This window comes from Amycolatopsis sp. NPDC058278, assembly GCF_042881395.1.
Taxonomy (GTDB): domain Bacteria; phylum Actinomycetota; class Actinomycetes; order Mycobacteriales; family Pseudonocardiaceae; genus Amycolatopsis.
In genome coordinates, this window is record NZ_JBHVXZ010000121.1 from 14,556 (window position 1) to 30,572 (window position 16,017).

The 16,017-nt window shown below is 72.5% G+C and carries 11 protein-coding genes; 5 read left to right on the plus strand and 6 right to left on the minus strand.

What is annotated here, in order from left to right:
- Positions 1-16: 16 nt before the first annotated feature.
- Positions 17-1,699 carry a YibE/F family protein gene (locus ACFVYA_RS40245; protein WP_387052602.1) on the minus strand — a complete coding sequence of 561 codons (1,683 nt, stop codon included), beginning with the start codon at positions 1,697-1,699 and terminating at the stop codon, positions 17-19.
- Between the two features lie 231 nt (positions 1,700-1,930).
- A complete protein-coding gene (locus ACFVYA_RS40250; protein ID WP_387052604.1) occupies positions 1,931-2,908 on the minus strand; it encodes a GlxA family transcriptional regulator in 978 nt (325 codons plus the stop codon).
- A gap of 97 nt (positions 2,909-3,005) precedes the next feature.
- Here ACFVYA_RS40250 and ACFVYA_RS40255 point away from each other — a divergent pair, with 97 nt between their 5' ends.
- From ACFVYA_RS40255 to ACFVYA_RS40270, 4 genes are all read left to right on the plus strand, one after another.
- Complete coding sequence (locus ACFVYA_RS40255; protein WP_387052606.1) at positions 3,006-3,710, plus strand: DJ-1/PfpI family protein; 705 nt, start codon at positions 3,006-3,008, stop codon at positions 3,708-3,710.
- A 105-nt stretch (positions 3,711-3,815) separates the two neighbouring features.
- Positions 3,816-6,761: a BTAD domain-containing putative transcriptional regulator gene (locus tag ACFVYA_RS40260; protein WP_387052608.1), complete on the plus strand. Its 2,946-nt coding sequence runs from the start codon at positions 3,816-3,818 to the stop codon at positions 6,759-6,761.
- A 102-nt stretch (positions 6,762-6,863) separates the two neighbouring features.
- The gene (locus ACFVYA_RS40265; protein WP_387052610.1) at positions 6,864-7,373 is read left to right on the plus strand and encodes a hypothetical protein; all 510 of its coding nucleotides are present in this window, start codon (positions 6,864-6,866) and stop codon (positions 7,371-7,373) included.
- A 261-nt stretch (positions 7,374-7,634) separates the two neighbouring features.
- Positions 7,635-9,074: an MFS transporter gene (locus ACFVYA_RS40270; RefSeq protein WP_387052612.1), complete on the plus strand. Its 1,440-nt coding sequence runs from the start codon at positions 7,635-7,637 to the stop codon at positions 9,072-9,074.
- A gap of 4 nt (positions 9,075-9,078) precedes the next feature.
- Here the strand turns inward: ACFVYA_RS40270 and ACFVYA_RS40275 are convergent, their stop codons facing one another.
- The 4 genes from ACFVYA_RS40275 to ACFVYA_RS40290 are packed head-to-tail and all read right to left on the minus strand — an operon-like array spanning position 9,079 to position 14,610.
- A complete protein-coding gene (locus tag ACFVYA_RS40275) occupies positions 9,079-10,155 on the minus strand; it encodes a DNA polymerase ligase N-terminal domain-containing protein (protein ID WP_387052614.1) in 1,077 nt (358 codons plus the stop codon).
- Between the two features lie 56 nt (positions 10,156-10,211).
- Positions 10,212-12,224, minus strand: coding sequence for an ABC transporter ATP-binding protein (locus ACFVYA_RS40280; protein WP_285992432.1), 2,013 nt, complete (start codon positions 12,222-12,224; stop codon positions 10,212-10,214).
- Positions 12,221-13,954, minus strand: coding sequence for an ABC transporter ATP-binding protein (locus ACFVYA_RS40285; RefSeq protein ID WP_285992431.1), 1,734 nt, complete (start codon positions 13,952-13,954; stop codon positions 12,221-12,223). The genes ACFVYA_RS40280 and ACFVYA_RS40285 overlap by 4 nt, the downstream gene beginning before the upstream one ends.
- A complete protein-coding gene (locus ACFVYA_RS40290; RefSeq protein WP_285993853.1) occupies positions 13,948-14,610 on the minus strand; it encodes a TetR/AcrR family transcriptional regulator in 663 nt (220 codons plus the stop codon). Before ACFVYA_RS40290 ends, ACFVYA_RS40285 begins: the two co-directional genes overlap by 7 nt.
- A 361-nt stretch (positions 14,611-14,971) precedes the next feature.
- On the opposite strand from ACFVYA_RS40290, the gene ACFVYA_RS40295 reads away from it, so the two are divergent.
- A partial coding sequence (locus ACFVYA_RS40295) for a sensor histidine kinase (RefSeq protein WP_387052617.1) occupies positions 14,972-16,017 on the plus strand: 1,046 nt, incomplete at its 3' end.

A 16,017-nucleotide genomic window follows, 5' to 3' on the forward strand; every position in this document is an offset into this window, starting at 1 on the left:
GCACTTCACTGACGGGTCACGCGGCGGCGGCGGCTTTCGCCGTGCCGAGGTGCCCGGCGGGCTCCCGGGAGGCGATCAGCGCGGCCAGGACGGTGGTCACCGGGACGGCCGCGACGATGCCGACGCTGCCGGCGAGCGTCCGGATGATCTCCTGCGCGATGTCCTCGCTGCCGAGCAGCGCGCCGAGCCCGACGCCGGAGATCGACGAGTACAGCAGCACCGGCAGCGCGGCCCCGGCGTAGGCCATCACGAGGGTGTTGACCGCCGAGCCGACGTGGTCGCGGCCGATCCGCAGGCCGGAGCTGTAGAGCTCGCGCCAGGTCAGGTCCGGGTTGGCGCGGCGGAGCTCCCAGACCGCGCTGGTCTGGGTGACGGTGACGTCGTCGAGCACACCGAGGGCGCCGATCACGACGCCGGCGAGCAGCAGCCCGCGCGCGTCGATGCCGTGACCGAGCGAGCCGATGAGCGTCGACGTGCTGTCGTCGAGCCCGGTGAGCGAAGCCGCGGCGGAGAAGATCGCGGACAGGACGCCGATGAGCGCGAGGCTCACGAGGGTGCCGAGCACCGCCGCCGACGTTCTCGCGGAGAGGCCGTGGGTCAGGTAGAGCGCGATGAACATGATCGCGCCGGCCCCGGCGATGGCGACGACCAGCGGGTTTTCCCCGGCGAGGATGGCCGGGAGGATGAACAGCGCGATGACGACGAAGGAAAGTCCCAGCGCGACGAGCGCGGCGATGCCCTGCCACCGCCCGAGCACGAGCACGGCGACGGCGAAGAGGGCGGCCAGCACGAGCAGCGGGGTGCCGCGCTGGAAGTCGACCAGCTGGAAACTGGCGGGATCGCCGGCGTTGCCGCCGTTGTAGGCGAGGACGACGGCGTCCCCGGTGGCGAAGCGCGGGGTGCTGGGCTCGATGGGCACGGTCAGCCGCAGCGGCTTCCCGGAGGCGGGGCCGTCGGTCATGGTGAGTTCGACGGTCAGGCAGGGTTTCGCGTTCGGGTCCGTCTGGTCGCCGACCTGCACCTGGCCTTGCGCGAGGCAGGGGCCGGTGGTGGTGGTGCGGATGTCGGCGTGCACGGGCGTGCCCTGCGGGACGACGCTGGTGGGGTCGGCCTTGCCCCACGGGTAGAGGACGATCATGCCGACGACGGTGGCGAGGGCGAGCGGGGCGAGCAGCCAGATCAGCAGGAGCCGCACACGCCGGGAAGCCGGGGCGGCGGGGCCGTGGCCGTGTCCATGGCCGTGCCCGTGCCCGGCTTCGGGAGTGGCGACTTTGCGCCGGGGCCGGGCGGCGGTCTCGGTGACCCGCTGCGGCCCGGTGTCCCCGCGGCGGGCGGCGGGGCGCTCGCCGTCGGCGGGGATCGGCTGTGGCCCGGTGTCGCCGCGGCGCGTGCGCGGTGCGGCTGTGTCGGCGGGGATCGGCTGCGGCCCGGTGTCGCCGCGGCGGCGCGGTGTGGCGGCGCGACCGGGCTCGGCCGGGATCCGCAGCGATCCGGAGTGGGCGGCGCGCTGGGGGCCGGTGTCGGTTCGGCGGCGGTCGGGGTCGCCCGCGCGGCGGGTGCCCTCGGCCGGGGCGCGGCGGACGGGTTTCCGGGGCGTACCCGGCGTTCCGGACGTTCCGTGGCCCGGCGAAAGGGACACCTCGTCCGTGATCCGGCGGATCGGGCCGGTTTCGTCGTCGTCGAGGTCGGGGCGGTCCACCCGCACATCCTGACAGCGGGTTTCGCCGCGCCCGCAACGGGCCGCCGTGCCGCCCGGTTCCTCCCGCCTTCGCCGTGTCGTCCCCCGAAGCACGCGTGGCGGCCCTTCAATCACGCGTGTCGACCGCTCCCGCACGGCGGAACCCGTGATCGGAGACGTGACTCGCGTGATCAGGCGCGTATCTCGTGTGATCGGAGGCGTATCTCGCGTGATCGGGGGGACGACACGGCGTCAGCCGTAGGCCTGGCGGACGTGGACCCGGCGGTAAGCCGACGGTGGCGTGTCGAAGTGGTCGAGGAAGGCCTGGCGCAACGTCTCCGTCGAGCCGAAGCCGCAGCGGCGGGCGATCGTCGCGAGCGGGAGGTCCGTGCCGGACAGCAGGCGGGCCGCGTGCTCCGTGCGGATCGTGCGGACGTAACGGCCCGGGGTCGTGCCGAGGTGGGCGTCGAACAGGCGGGTGAGCTGGCGGGTGCTGATGCCCGCGCGGGCCGCCAGGGCCGGGGTGCCGAGGTCGGCGTCGAGGTGCTCGGCGATGTACGCCGTGAGGTCGCGGACCTCGCGGTGCTCCGGCGGCGGCCCGGCCAGGAACAGGCTGACCTGGGCCTGGTTGCCCGGCCGCTGCAGGTACGTGACCAGCGCGCGGGCCGCCTCGCGGGCCAGCGACGGGCCGTGGTCGGCCTCCACCAGCGACAGCGTCAGGTCCAGCCCGCTCGTCACCCCCGCCGATGTGTAGACGTTGCCGTGGCGGACGTACAGCGGCACCGGGTCCACCGTCACCGACGGGTAGTCGCGGGCCAGGCGCGCGGCGTACCGCCAGTGCGTCGTCGCGCGGCGGCCGTTGAGCAGCCCGGCCGCCGCGAGCACCTCCGCGCCCGTGCACACCGAGGCGACCCGGCGGCTGGTGCGGGCGAGCCGCCGGACGTGGGCCAGGACGCGCTCGTCGGCCGCCGCGGCCGTGCTGCCCCAGCCGCCCGCGACGACCAGCGTGTCGAGGTCGCCGTCGACCTGGTCGAGCCGCAGGTGCGGTTGCAGCGTCAGCCCGGAGCCGGTGCGGATGCCGTGGCCGTCGGCCGAGGCCAGCTGCAGCTCGTACGGCGGCCGCGCGCCGAGCCGGTTGGCGGCGTCGAACACATCGGCGGGGCAGGCGATGTCCAGCAGCTCGGCGTCGGCGTAACCGACGATCGCGACCCGTCTGGGTGAGCCTGGCATGATCGAACGCTAGCAGCCGGACCGGCACTCGGACGTGGTTCGCAGGAATTCGGACATCCGCGCCACGTGGCGCCCGAGGTCCCGCCACGGTGACGGCATGACCGATGAGCAAAAAACCATCGCCTTCGTCGTGTACCCGGGGCTGACGCCCCTCGACCTCGTCGGCCCGCTGCAGGTGCTGAGCGTGCTGACCCAGATGAACCCCGCCTACCGGACCGTCGTCGTCGGCGCCACGAAGGACACCGTCGGCACCGACACGCCGCTGCGGATCGCCCCGAGCCACACGTTCGACGAGGTGCCGTCCCCGTTCGCGGTGCTGGTGCCCGGCGGCACGGTGCCGACGTTGCACGCGATGTCGGACGAAAACCTCCTCGCCTGGCTGCGCACCGCGGCCGAGAGCGCCGAGCTGGTGACGTCGGTCTGCACCGGCTCGCTCGTCCTCGGCGCGGCCGGGCTGCTGGAAGGCAGGGAGGCGACGACGCACTGGATGTTCCGCGACCTGCTGGCCGCACTCGGCGCGACCCCGGTCGCGCGGCGGTGGGTCGAGGACGGCCCGGTGATCACCGCGGCCGGCGTTTCGGCGGGCATCGACCTGGCGCTGCACCTGGCGGAACGCCTGGCCGGACGGCAGGTCGCGACGAACATCCAGTTCGCCATCGAGTACGACCCCGAGCCGCCGCAGGGCGCATTGGACTGGGGGAACCAGCCGTACGGCGACCTGAAGCCGCTGCGGGAGCACACGTTGCGCGAAGGCCTGGCGGAGAATCCGGCGCTGCTGGCCAAGCTGCTCGCCCACGCCTGAGGCGAACGTCGTCGGCCATCCGGGTGAGCGGGGTTCCCCGGACGCGCCGGGCGGTTAGATTCAGCTCGCTCGATCAGGTGATCTCGCGGGTGGGGTGTTGTAGCCGTGCGGTTCCAGGTGCTCGGCCCGTTGGCGGCCTCCGTCCCGCTGCCGTCGGCCGCGCAGCCGCGGCGGCTGCTCGCCGTCCTCCTCGCCCGGGCCGGCCAGTTCGTCGGCCGCGACACCCTGGTCGACGAGCTGTGGCCGGACGGCGCGCCCTCGAGCGCCGCGGCGGTCGTTCAGGTCACCGTGTCGAAGCTGCGCAAGACGCTCTCTCCCGGCCTCGGCGCCGCCGAGGCCGGGCAGCGGCTGCGGTCCGGACCCCGGGGCTACGCGCTGGCCGTCGAGTCGGGGGAGCTGGACGCGGACGACTTCCTGGCGCTGCTCGCCTCGGGCGCCGACGACCGGGCCCAGCGCCGCCGCGCCCTCGAACGGGCACTGGCGTGCTGGCGGGGTGACGCCTTCGCTGACGTCGCGGGCGGCCCGCTGCTGGAGGCGCACAAGCTGTGGCTGCAGGACCGGCGCTCGGCCGCGCTGCTGCAGCTGGTGGAGCTGGAGCTCGCCGACGGCGACGGCCGGTCCGTCGTCGAGCGGCTCGACCCGGTGGTCGCGGCGCGGCCCGCCGACGAACGGTTCGCCGCCCGCCTCGCCGCCGCGCTCGGTGCCGTCGGCCGTCGCGAAGCTGCCCTCGAGGTGCTCCGCCGGACCCGGCGGGCGCTGTGGGACGAGACGGGCGTGTGGCCGGGCGCCGACCTCGTCGCCGTGTACCGCCGGATCGCCGGCACCGAGTGGACGACGCCGGGGCCGCCCGCCCAGCTCCCGCCCGCGGTGCCCGACTTCACCGGCCGCGTGGCCGAGCTCGCCGGCGTCGCCCGGGCGCTGCGGGGCCCGGCCCCGGTCGTGCTGCACGGCGCCGCCGGGGCGGGGAAGTCCGCGCTCGCGGTCCAGGCCGCGTGGCGGGCCCGCCGCCGGTTCCCCGACGGCCAGCTGATCGCTTCGCTGCGGGCCCCGGACGGGACACCGGCCGAGCCGGCAGCGGTGCTGGCCGGCTTCCTGCGCCGGCTCGGCGCGACGCCGGCCGAGCTGGCCGACCGCACCGGGCTGGCCGGGCTGTGGCGCGGTTACACCGCCGACCGGCGGCTGCTGGTGCTGTTCGAGGACGCCGTGTCGGAAGCGCAGGTGCGCGCCCTGCTGCCGAGCGGGCCCGGCTGCGCCACGCTGGTCACCACGCGCCGCGAGCTGCCGGGGTTGTGTGGGGCACGGGCGATCCCGGTGCCGGAACTGTCCACAGAGGACGCCTGGGCGCTGCTGGCGGCGATCGCGGGGGAGGCGCGGCTGCGGGAGGAACCCGAAGCGGCGCAGCGGGTTCTCGGCCACTGCGCCGGGCTCGCCCTCGCCGTCCGGATCGCCGGCATCAAGCTCGCGACGCGGCCGAAACAGCGTATCGGCGACCTCGCCGCGCGGCTCGCCGACGATCGCCGCCGGCTCGACGAGCTGACCGCCGGTGACCTCGGTGTCCGCGCCGCGGTGACTTCGGCGCTGCGCGAGCGGTCCGCTGCCGAGGTTTCGCTGCTGCGGCTGCTCGCCGCGTTCGGTGTCCCCGTCCCGGATTGGTCCGCGGCGGCACTGCTCGACCGGCCTCACGGCGAAGCCCGCGACCGCCTCGACGACCTGGCCGCCGCACACCTGCTGGATCCGGCCGGGACGCGGTGGGCGCTGCCCCCGTTCGTGCGGCTGGTGCTGGCCGAAAGCCCGGCGGACGCCGACGAAGCGGCGCTGCGCCGGGCGTGCGAGGCCGCGCTGGCGCACGCCGAACACGCGCGAGGCCGTCCCGCGCCCAAGCCGGATCCGGCCCTCGCCCGGCGGATCGCGGCGGACCCGGCGGGCTGGGCGGCCGAAGAAACCGGCCACCTCGCCGCCGCCGTCCGGATCGCGGGCGCGCACGGCTGGCACGAGCTGACCGAACGGCTCGCCGACGCCTGCACCGCGCTGGCGGGCACCCCGTGGCTCGGCCACGCCGCCCGCGCCGTCTCGGTGCTCGGGCTCGCCGCGGCCCGCCGACGGCGTGACCCGCGCGCGGAGGCCGAGAAACTGCACAACCTCGGCGTGGTGCACTCGCAGCACGGCCACCGGCACCGCGCGCAGTCCTGCTTCGTGCTGGCCGAGCAGCGCTACCGCGCCCTGGACGACCCGCGGGGCACCGGCGCGGTACTGGCCGCGCTCGCCGACGTCCACCTCGACGGCGGTGATCCGCGGGCCGCCGAGGCCGAGCTGCGCGAGGCGCTGGGCCTGCTGCGCGAGTGCGGGGACCGCCGCGGGCAGGCGGCCGCGGCGGCGCAGCTGGGCTCGCTGGCCGAGGACGTCGGCGACGTGCGGCGCGCGGTCGAGAGCTTCGAGGCCAGCATGCTGCTCGCCCGGGACTGCGACGACGGCCGCGGGCACGACCAGGCCGCGAAGCGCTACGCCGACGTCCTGCGCCGTCACGGTGGGCAGGACCAGGCGGCCGACCTGCTCACCGGCGCGCTCGGCGGCGCCGTCCGCACCCGCGAGCGGCACTGGGAGGCGCACGTCCTGCGCAGCCTCGGCGACCTGCACGCCGACGCCGGGGAAGTCGCCGACGGGCAGCGGTTCCTGACGCGGTCGCTGGCGCTGTTCGAGCAGATCGGGCACCGGCACGCGGCCGCCTACACCCACCGCAGCCTCGCCGAGGCCCGCCGCCGCGCGGGCGACCCCGCCGGCGCGCGGCGGCACCTGCTGCTCGCGCTGGACGTCTTCCGGGAGCTGCGTGACCGCCGCGGCGCCGGATACGCCCTGCTCAGCCTCGGACGGACACAGGCCGACACCGGCGACGGCGCCGAGGCCGCGCGGCTGCTGCGCATCTCGGCGGGCCTGTTCCGCGAGCTCGGGTTCCCGCTGTGGGAGCTGCGGGCGCTGCGCGAACTCGACGCCGTCACCGGCGCATCCCCGGACCGGGACCGGATTCGTGAAGTCTTGGCGAAGATCAGGACCTGACGGCTTCCCGGCCCGGCGCCCGCGGCCGGAGTTTGGCGAAGTTATGGCCGCCCCGATTTGGCTCACCGGCGTCCGGATCGTCGCAGGAGAGGAAGACAACGCATGCCGGGACAACGGATGCTGGCGCGGGCGGCACTGGGGCTGGCCGCGTCCGCCGCGACGGCGGTGTTCGCCACCATCGGCACCGCTTCAGCGAGCGTCGAGGTCACCAAGCTCACCCAGGCGCAGGCCGCGTCGCAGCTGTCCGCGGCCGGGGTGACGCACTCCTCCAGCGGCGGCTGCACCAACCGCAACAACTCGACGTGCACGTCGTACGAGCAGATCAACCAGAGCACGGTCAGCGGCGTCATCACGCTGAAGCGGGCCAGCGGCTGCGCCATCAACATCACCGGCGGCACCGAGACCGGGCACGCATCCGGCACCTACAGCCACTGGAACGGCTACAAGGTGGACATCTCGCACAACAGCTGCATCGACGCCTACGTCAAGAACAGTTTCGGTTACGCCGGCCTGCGCGGCGACGGCTACCCGCAGTGGAAGGCGGGGTCGGGCAACCTCTACTGCGACGAGGGCAACCACTGGGACATCACGTATTACACCTGCGGTTGCTGACCGGCCGGGGCCTGCCGGCAGCGAGGGCGGCGGGCAGGCCCCGGTTACCCGGTGCGACGGCCGGGTACCTCTCCGGGTCGAGGTGAGCAGATGCCCCGTGGGTCACCGGCTTCGGCGGAGCGGGCGTCCTGGCGTTGAGCGACCGGCCGCCGGACCGGGCACCTGATCCGCGACCATTTGCGCAGCCGGGGAGAAGAGCCGACCGCCTCCTGATTCGTACGGTCAGGGCGCACGCGAGTCGGATCGGCACAAGGAGCGCGGATGACTCTCGCAGAATCGATGCGGCCGGACTTGGCCGCCCGGCCCGCGGATCCCCGCCGGTGGGCCGCGCTCGTCCTGCTCTGCACGGCCAACTTCATGGTGATCCTCGACGCCCAGAGCGTGGTCATGGGTGTTCCGCTCATGGCCGCGGACCTGCGGCTGTCGCCGGTCGAGGCGCAGTGGATCCTGTCCGGCAACCTGCTCACCTTCGGAGGGTTGCTCCTGCTGGGCGGCCGGATCGCCGACCTGATCGGGCGGCGCAGGGTGTTCATGCTCGGCACCGCGCTGTTCCTCGTCGTGTCGGTGCTCTCCGCGCTCGCCACGTCAGGTCCGGTGCTGCTGGTCGCGCGGGCGCTGCACGGCGTTTCGGCCGCGCTGATGGCTCCGACGGCACTGGCGATCCTCACCGACATGTTCCCGGAAGGCCGCGAACGGAACCGGGCCTTGGCCGGGTGGGCGGCCATCGCCGCGATCGGGGCCACGATCGGCCTGCTGCTCGGCGGGGCGCTGCTCGGCTGGTTCGGCTGGCCGTCGCTGTTCTTCGTCAACGTGCCGGTGGCGCTGCTCATGCTGGTGCTGAGCCCGGTGCTGCTGCGCGAAAGCCGGGCCGCTTCGGCGCACCGCACGCTCGGCGTCGCGGGCGCGGTTCTCAGCACCGCCGCGCTCGGGCTGCTCGTGTACGTGCTCGTCGAGGCGCCCGGACGCGGGTGGACCAGTTTCCCCGTCCTCGGCGTCGCGGCGGTCTTCGTGGTCCTGACCGCGGTCACGATCGCGGTCGACCGGCGGTCGGCGGCCCCGATGCTGCCCGCGCGGCTGTTCCGGTCGCCCACCGTGCTCGGTGGCAACGTGCTGACGATCCTGATCGCGATGCTCGTCTACGGCATGTCCGTCGTGCTTACGCAGTATTCCCTGGGCGTGCTGGGCTACACGCCGATCCGGTTCGGCCTCAGCCAGTCGGTGATGCCGATCGCCTGTGTCGTCGGCGCGTACGCCACGCAAAAGGCACTGGCCCGGCCCGTGCTCCGCCGCGTGTCCATCGCCGCCTTCGTGCTGCTCGCGATCGGCAGCGCCCTGCTGGTCCGCATCTCGCCCGACGCCGGGTACCTGACGACGGTGTTCCCGGGGCTGGTCCTGTTCGGCCTCGGGCTCGGCAGCGCCTCGGTCGCGCTGGCGGCGGCGGCCTTGACCGGCGTCACCCCGGCCGACGCGGGCATCGCGTCCGGGGTCAACGTGGCCGCGTTCCAGGTGGGCGGGGCGCTCGGGGTCGCCGTGGTCTCGACGATCATCGCGGCGATGCCGGGCTCGGCCGGCGCGCTCGCCGGGTTCCACGCGGGCCTGGCCGCCTGCGCCGGGTTCGGGGTGGCCGGTGCGGTGCTCGCCTTCGTGCTGTTGAGGCGGGCCGGCCGCGGGAACCCGACGGCGGTGCCGCGGCCGCACTGACGGCTCAGCTCGCGATGAGCAGCCAGTCGCCCGCACCACCGCCCGGCCGGTACGGGCTGTCGGCCCGCTTCGCCACGACGCCGGGGAGGCCGTGCTGGCGACTGGCGCCGGCGACGGCCTCCCCGCCGCCGAGGAAGTACCGCGGGACCTGCCAATGCCGGTCCTCGATGGCCAAGCCGTCCAGCAGCTCCCGGCGTTTCGTGTAGGGCAGCTCGAGCGTCGGCCGTCCGTCGAGGTGCAGGACGTCGGAGGCGAAGTAGAAGACCGGGCAGCCGGTCTTGAGCCGTTTGGCGGCCGCGCCGTCGGCCCGGCGGCGCTCGTCGAGCCCGGCGGGGTAGGGCCTGCCGTCCTTCATCACGACGATTTCGCCGTCCAGCAGCACTTCCGTCGACCCGAGCTGCTCACCCAGCTTGTGCAGCTCGGGGTACCGGTCGGTGACGTCGGCGCCGGTGTCGTCGTGCGCGGTCACGCGGCCGCCGCAGACCAGCAGCATCGTGCGCAGGCCGCCCCAGGCGAATTCGTAGGCCCACTCGTCGTCGGCGGCCGGCAGCTCACCCGGTTCCGCGGTCATCGGCTCGAGGAATTCGGGCGCGTCTGCGTGACCGGGTTCGGCGGGGTCGAGGCGCCGCAGGGTCCAGTCGCGGCCGTCCTCGTCGTGCCGGTTCCGGAACAGGTACTTGCCACGCGTGCGGGCGCCGTGGAAGACCACCTCGACCTTGTGGTCGTTCCAGTGCAGGGTTTCGTACGTCCCGGTGTCCCACACGGTCATCCAGCCGCCGCCGTACTCGCCCGCGGGGATTTCGCCGGAGAAGGTGAGGTACTCCAGGGGGTGGTCTTCGGTGTGCACGGCGAGCCGGGGCACGCCGGGGGAGAGCGGCAGGCCCTTCGGGACCGCCCAGGAGACCAGCACGCCGTCGCGCTCGAGCCGGAAGTCCCAGTGCAGCCGGGTGGCGTGGTGTTCCTGGATGACGAAGAGGTTGTCCTCACCGGGGACGGGCGGGCCGTCCGGCCAGGGTTCCGGGGTGCGGTCGCGGGCTCGTTTGCGGCGGTATTCCTCGAGTTTGTCGGCATTTCCGGCCATGGCCGCCCCAGTACCCCTTCCGCTCGAAGAGCTTCCAGGGTACCGGGGTGCGGACCTCAGTCGGTCTCGGCCATCGCTTCGGCGAACTGCGCCGCGTACAGCCGGGCGTAGGCACCCCCGCTGTGCAGCAGCGTTTCGTGATCGCCTTGCTCGACGATCCGGCCGTGCTCCATCACCAGGATCACGTCCGCGTCGCGGATCGTCGAGAGGCGGTGCGCGATGACGAAGCTCGTGCGGCCGCTGCGCAGCGAGTTCATCGCCCGCTGGATGAGCACCTCGGTGCGGGTGTCGACCGAGCTGGTCGCCTCGTCGAGGATGAGGATGACCGGCTTGGCCAGGAACGCCCGCGCCACCGTGATCAGCTGCTTCTCACCCGCGCTGACCGTGCCGCCCTCGTCGTCGAGGACCGTTTCGTAGCCGTCCGGCAGGGTGCGCACGAACCGGTCGACGTAGGTCGCCGTGGCCGCTTCGATGACGTCCTCGCGGCTCGGGTCGTCCGCGCCGTAGGCGATGTTCTCCGCGATCGTGCCGCCGAACAGCCACGCGTCCTGCAGCACCATGCCGGTCTGGTCGCGCAGTTCCTCACGGTTCATCTTCGCGATGTCGACGCCGTCGAGCGTGATCCGCCCGCTGTCGAGCTCGTAGAACCGCATCAGCAGGTTGACCAGCGTCGTCTTCCCCGCACCGGTCGGGCCGACGATCGCCACCGTCTGACCGGGTTCGACGGTCAGCGAGAGGCCCTCGATCAGCGGCTTTTCCGGCAGGTAGCGGAACGAGACATCCTGGAACTCGACGCGCCCGCGGATCTCGGCCGGCCGCTCCGGGTGCTCCGGCTCCGGGCCCTGCTCCTCGGCGTCGAGCAGCGCGAACACCCGCTCGGCCGAAGCGACGCCGGACTGCAGCAGGTTCGCCATGCTGGCGATCTGCGTCACCGGCTGGCTGAACTGGCGCGAGTACTGGATGAACGCCTGCACCTCGCCCAGCGTCAGGTTGCCCGACGCGACGCGCAGCGCGCCGATCACGGCCACCAGCACGTAGCTGAGGTTGCCGATGAACATCATCGCCGGCTGGATCATCCCGGAGATGAACTGCGCCTTGAAGCTCGCCTGGTACAGCGTTTCGTTCTGCTTGTCGAAGATCGCCGCGGACTCGTCGCGGCGGCCGAACACCTTGACCAGCGAGTGCCCGGTGTACATCTCCTCGACGTGAGCGTTCAGCTTCCCGGTCGTCGACCACTGCTTGATGAAGTTCGGCTGCGCCCGCTTCCCGACCTTCGCCGCCACGACCGCCGACAGCGGCACCGTGAGCAGCGCGATCAGCGCCAGCAACGGCGAGATCAGGAACATCATGATCAGCACGCCGACCACCGTCAGCAGCGACGAGACGATCTGCGACAGCGTCTGCTGGAGCGACTGCGCCAGGTTGTCGATGTCGTTGGTGACGCGGGAAAGCACCTCACCGCGCGGCTGGCGGTCGAAGTACTTCAGCGGCAGGCGGGCGAACTTGTCCTCGACCTCCTGGCGCAGCCGGTACACCGCGTGCTGCACCAGGGTCGTCGTCAGCCGGGCCTGGATGAGCCCGAAGAACGACGAGATCACGAACAGCGCCAGCACGGTCAGCAGGATCTGGCCGACCTTGTCGAAGTCGATGCCGACACCGGGCACGAGGTCGACCCGGCTGTAGATGTCGGCGAGCGTGCCGTCGCCGCGGGCCCGCAGGCCGGCGACGATCTGCTCCTTGGTGACCCCCGGCGGCACCTGCTTGCCGAGCACGCCGGCGAGGATGGCGTCGGTGGCCTGGCCGAGGATCTTCGGCCCGATCACGGTCAGCGTGACGCTGGCCGCGCCGAGCACCAGGACGGCGATCAGGATGGCCCGCTGCGGTCTCAGCAGCTGCAGCAGCCGCTTGAGGGAACCCTTGAAGTCCAGGGCCTTTTCCGCCGGCGCGCCGCCGCTCATCCAGCGGGCCGCCGGTCCGGCGGCCGCGGCACCGGTGTTCTTGTGCCGCTGCGCGGTCGGCCGTTCGCCGGCGTCGGTGACGGCGGCTTCGGGCGATTCCGTGGTACTCACGCCGCCTCCTGTTCGGTGAGCTGGGACAGCACGATCTCCCGGTAGGTTTCGTTGCCGTCCATGAGTTCGTGGTGGGTGCCGGTGCCGACGACGCGGCCCTCGTCGAGGACGATGATCCGGTCGGCGCCGCGGATGGTGCTGACCCGCTGCGCGACGATGACCACCGTCGCGTCCTTGGTCTCCGACACCAGCGCGCGGCGCAGGGCCGCGTCGGTCGCGTAGTCGAGCGCCGAGAACGAGTCGTCGAACAGGTAGATCTCCGGTTTGTGCACCAGCATCCGGGCGATCGCGAGCCGCTGCCGCTGGCCGCCCGAGACGTTCGTGCCGCCCTGGGCGATCGGCGCTTCGAGGCCCTCGGCCATCGCTTCGACGAAGTCCTTGCCCTGGGCCACTTCCAGCGCGTGCCACAGCTCTTCGTCGGTCGCGTCCGGGTTGCCGTAGCGCAGGTTGCTCGCCACCGTGCCGGCGAACAGGTACGGCTTCTGCGGCACCAGCCCGACCGCGCGGGCGAGCACGTCCGGGTCGAGGTCGCGCACGTCGACGCCGTCGACCTTCACCGTGCCGGCGGTGGCGTCCATGAGCCGGGGGATCAGGTTGAGCAGCGTGGTCTTGCCGGTACCGGTCGACCCGATGACGGCGGTGGTCTCGCCCGGCCGCCCGATCAGCGAAATGTCGCACAGCACCGGCTTTTCCGCGCCGGGGTACCGGAATTCGACACCGGAGAGCTCCAGGTGCCCGTGCACCGCGCCGGGGCGGATCGGCGACACCGGCGGGCGCACGCTCGACTCGGTGTCGAGCACTTCGCTGATCCGCTCGGCGCTGACCTCCGCGCGCGGCACCATCATGAACATGAACGTGGCCATCATGACGGCCATCAGGATCTGCAGCAGGTAGGACAGGAACGCCGTCATGGCACCGATCTGCATGCTGCCGGAGTCGATCCGCTGGCCGCCGAACCACAGCACGGCGACACTGGACACGTTCATCACCAGCATCACGATCGGGAACATCAGCGCCATCAGCCGCCCGACCCGCAGCGACACGGTGAGCAGCTCGTCGTTGGCGACGTCGAAACGCGCGCGTTCGTGCTTGTCGCGCACGAACGCGCGGATGACCCGGATGCCCATGATCTGCTCGCGCAGGATCTGGTTGATCCGGTCGATCCGGACCTGCATCAGCCGGAACGCCGGGCGCATCTTGGCGATGATGATCCCGACCGAGACCGCGAGCACCGGCACGATCACCAGCAGCAGCGAGGAGAGCGGCACGTCGAGGTTGAGCGCCAGGATGATGCCGCCGACGCACATGATCGGCGCGGACACCATCAGCGTCAGCGTCATCAGCACCAGCATCTGGACCTGCTGGACGTCGTTGGTGGTGCGGGTGATCAGCGACGGCGTGCCGAACTGGCCGACCTCGCGGGCCGAGAAGTCCTGCACCCGGTGGAAGACCCCGGCGCGGATGTCCCGGCCGATGGCCATCGCCGTGCGGGCACCGAAGTACACCGCGCCGATCGAGCCGACGATCTGGGCGAGCGTGACGGCGAGCATCATCGCGCCGACCCGCAGGATGTAGGGCATGTCGCCCTTGATGAGGCCGTTGTCGACGATGTCGGCGTTCAGCGTCGGCAGGTAGAGCATGGCGACCGTCTGCACGAGCTGCAACAGGACGATCACCCACAGCGTGCCCCGGTACGGGCGCAGGTGAGTGCGCAGGAGCTTGACTAGCACAACGATTCCCCCAGTGGAGTGGTGGTGTTCGATTCGGGTTCGGGTGCGTGACCGCCGGTCAGGGTCGGCATCCCGGCGGCCAGCTCGTCCAGCAGCCGCTCCAGGGTCGGCAGGAGCGGTTCGCCTTCGGTGAACCAGTTGACGAAGGCGACGCGGACGGCGCTTTCCACCGAGGAGGCCATGAGCCGGCACAGCAGGTGGTCCACACCGCCCACCCGTTTCGCGATCGTTTCGGCCAGGACCCGCTCGACCGCCGCGTGGGCGTTCAGGAATTCGCCACGCAGCATGAGCTGGCCCATCAGCTCCCGGATACGCGCAACATACGCGCGATCCGGCTCGCCTTCACGTGAATATTGCTCCAGCACCGCCTGTTTGACGGACTCCCAGAGCGGCTCGTCCTCCGGCCGGTCGAGCAGGGCTTCGCGCATCCCCTCATGCCGGTCGACGACCACCGAGCAGACCGCCTGCTCCTTGCTGGAAAAGTAGTTGTTGAACGTGCGGGGGGAGACGCCCACCTCGGTGGCGATGTCCTCCACCCGGACGTTCTCCAGTCCCCGTTCCAGCGTGAGCCGCAACGCGGCCTGCGCGAGCGCCCGGCGGGCTTCGCGCTTCTTGCGCTCCCGGAGGGTCAGCTTCGGTGGTTCTTCCGGCGGCATGAGCAGAGTGTAGCGAAAAACTTGCGTGCCCCGCAAAAAACTGCGGGGCACGCAAGTTTGGGACGAATCGGGCACGACCTGGGATTTCGGTGCCACAGCCCGTCTCAGCTGCGCGTTCGACGGCTGTGTGCGCTCTGTTGCGACCCGCAATTTGCAAAATTGAACCGAATGGCCTAATCCACTGCGCTCACCAGCGGCGACGCTCCGAATTCATGATCACGCAGGGCGATCACGCGGGGACCGGCTGTGGACATCCCACGAACCTTTCTGCTTGCATGTCCCGCATCGCCGCCGGGGGCGGCGCAGCGCAGGTTTGTTGCACCCGATTCGGTGCACCCGATCACGGAAGAAGTGGGACCACATGGCGAGCCGGGCCCGGGAACTCCTGGATCGATCACGCGTCCTGCTGGACCGCTCGCGGGTCGCCGCCGCGCAGTTCCTCACCGCGCCCCCGAAGCACCCCGGGTACCCGGGGTACCCGGGCGCGCCCGCGGCCGGACCGGCGTTCGTGGAGCTGACCCGGCCGGAGCCGGTCGCGGCACCCTCCGGCGAAGGCGTGCTGGCCGAGATCTGCGCCAGTGTCGCCCTGCGTGACCTCAACCTCCTCGACCAGCTCCTCGCGCGGCTGGAGGAGCTGGAAGCGGGGGAGGAGGACCACCACCGCCTCGCCGAGCTCTACCAGCTCGACCACCTCGCCACCCGGCTGCGGCGCAACGCCGAGAACCTGCGCGTGCTCGCCGGGCAGGACACCGCCGACGACGCCGCCCGCGCGACCTCGGTGCTCGACCTCATGCGCGAGGCGATGTCCTCGATCAACCACTACGCCCGGATCACCATCGGCCGCGTGGTCAACCTCGGCGTCGTCGGCTTCGCCGCGGAAGACCTGGGCCGGGTGCTGGCCGAGCTGTTCGACAACGCCGCCAACCAGTCCTCGCCGAGTTCGCCGGTGCACGTCAGCGCGCACCTGACCGAGCAGGGGAGCGTGCTCGTCCGGATCGAGGACGAGGGCATCGGCATCCCCGCCGACCGCGTCGGGGACCTCAACGCGCGCCTGGCCGCGGGCGGCGACCTCGACGACGCCGCGGCGCGGCACATGGGGCTCGCCGTGGTCGCCCGCCTGGCCGCCCGGCACGGCGTCACCGTGCGGCTGGACCGGCGCAGCCCGCACGGCACGGTCGCCACCGTGCTGCTGCCCGCCGGTGTCGTCACCGAGTTCGCCGAGCACGCGTGGTCGGGCACCCGGACGGTCTTCGGTTCGGGGGTTCGGGTGGCGGAGTCCCCGACGCGGGGCGAAGCCCCGGATGGCGCTGTGTTCGGTTCGGGGGTTCGGGTGGCGGAGTCCCCGACGCGGGGCGAAGCCCCGGATGGCGCTGTGTTCGGTTCGGGGGTTCGGGTGGCGGAGTCCCC